The organism is Neisseria sp. HMSC067G12 (genome assembly GCF_001812725.1).
Taxonomy (GTDB): Bacteria; Pseudomonadota; Gammaproteobacteria; order Burkholderiales; family Neisseriaceae; genus Neisseria; species Neisseria perflava.
This window is the reverse complement of sequence record NZ_KV810225.1, coordinates 1-1,944: the sequence shown is the minus strand read 5'-3', so window position 1 is coordinate 1,944 and position 1,944 is coordinate 1. Positions and strand designations below refer to the sequence as shown.

The 1,944-nt window shown below is 43.1% G+C and carries 2 protein-coding genes; both read right to left on the bottom strand.

Annotated features, from left to right (window positions below):
* Positions 1–86 precede the first annotated feature (86 nt).
* A complete protein-coding gene (locus tag HMPREF2871_RS09910; protein ID WP_049344263.1) occupies positions 87–758 on the bottom strand; it encodes a hypothetical protein in 672 nt (223 codons plus the stop codon).
* Positions 759–773: 15 nt separating this feature from the next.
* On the bottom strand, positions 774–1,944 hold a 1,171-nt coding region (locus HMPREF2871_RS11790), incomplete at its 5' end, for an RHS repeat-associated core domain-containing protein (protein WP_210397489.1).

The following is a 1,944-nucleotide window of genomic DNA, read 5'->3' as shown; positions in this document are numbered from 1 at the left end:
GCACACCCCCTACGTCAGGGCTGAAGGTTTTGTGCGGGCTACGGCTTGCTACACACGCCACGTCAAAATTGGAAGTTTCACACAGGCTAAAACCAGCAAGTTGCTAGGACTGCACCATTCGAAATATCAACTTCCCAAGTATCTGAAATCAATCCTTTGTAATTGGACTCAACAATAAAATGTTCGTCATCTATCCAACGGAAATTCAAGCTACACCATATATCGATATAAGATGGTTGTTCTGTCAGCAACGTACCCTGCTTAACTATTTCCCCTTTTTTATCAGATACTGTCCAACTAATTTTAAAATGGTAAAGATCACAATATGCCCATAAGGAGAGATATTGTTTCCTATTAGGGCTAAGTTTCCGCTTTTTTATTTGCTTTTTAAATGTTAAATCAGACGTTAAACAGGTTTGGTAAGCAGTCTCCAATGGCTCTCTCGACCAATTGTAATCAGACGCAATATCAAGCATTCCTTGATGAACAACATTTAACTGCATGATTTTCTTATCTTTTTCTGATAGAGAGGTATACTTTTTGAAGTCAAAAAGCTGATAAGAATCAGCACTCCCCAATATTTTTTCTTTGGGCGGAAATGGACCATTCTCCCATAAGAAAATATTACATTTAATCACCTTTTTGGAATCAAACTTAGGTATTGAAATAAGATAAAGCTCCGGAATAGCAAAGGTTTCTTGATTAAATTCAGAAATTCTTTCATCGTTTTGAAAGTATAAACAAATTTCGTTAATCATAATTTCACTTTCACTTTAAGGTCTGTACTGTTTAGGAGGTCTCGCTCCATTATTAGCAGCTCTATAAGCCCTTACTTGAGCCTTTTCCCACGCTAAAGCTGCTTCTCTATTTGGCAGTCCATCAATCATTACCGAGCCTGCATAATTAGGATCGCCACCATACTTAACCCTCAATTTACTTCGAATCCTCGGCGAATTATTTTCTGTTTTAAAGTAATCTGCCTTTGTTCTAGTTTGCCCGCTAATACCATATTCCATTATTTGCCCTGTTCTTTTATCGTAAATTTTATATCCGTGCTGAGGCTTTTTTGAACTTTTACAGTTTCCATGACAAGCGCCTGCCTTTACCTGTGCTTTAGCCTGACTTTTCTCTTTTGAAGTATCACCACTTAGACTTAAAACTGCTCCAATGCCAATTGCTGTTAGTGCAGCTTGCCCTAAAGCAGTTAAAGCAGCACCTATTTCTGGTAAGAAAACTAATGCCATAGCTATAAAACCAGAGGGATCAGTCCATCCTTGCGCATTAGGTGCAAACCGATAAAGGTTACTACCACCCAACAACCCAATCGGATCCTGATTCACAAACCGCCCCGCCTCAGGCTCGTAATAGCGCATCAGGTTGTAATGCAGCCCGGTCTCTTCATCGAAGTATTGGTTCTGCAATCTGAACGGCTGATGTGCGTTCTTGTAAACCCGCTCATCTTTTTTCAGACGACCCCAGGCGGTGTATTCGCCGTACCACAACAGATTACCGTGGATGTCGGTCATCTCGCGCGGGATGCCGATTTGGTCGTTGTGGAAATAGGCGAGGTATTGCCCTTCGTCTTGGTTGTTGTGGAAGACTTGGGCTAAGGGTTCGTAGCTGTCTTGGTCGGTGTAGATATAGGTGTAGCTGCCTTTGTAGGTGTACTCCTGAAGTAATCGCGTTCCGTCCCAGACGAAGTGGGTGCGTTTCGGGTCGGTACTCGTCCAGGCGAGTTTGTCTTGGCGCTCTTTGGAAAGGCGTCTGCCGAACGGGTCGTAGGCGTATGTCCAGATTTCGGTGTTGCCGGCGGGCTTTTTGATTTCGGCGCGGACGAGTTGGTTTTCTAAATCGTATTGGTAATATTGGTTTTCGCCGTCGGGCAGCTGGCGGTAGATCAGGTTGCCCAGTGCGTCGTAGGTGTATTCGATGCCGTTGTATTCT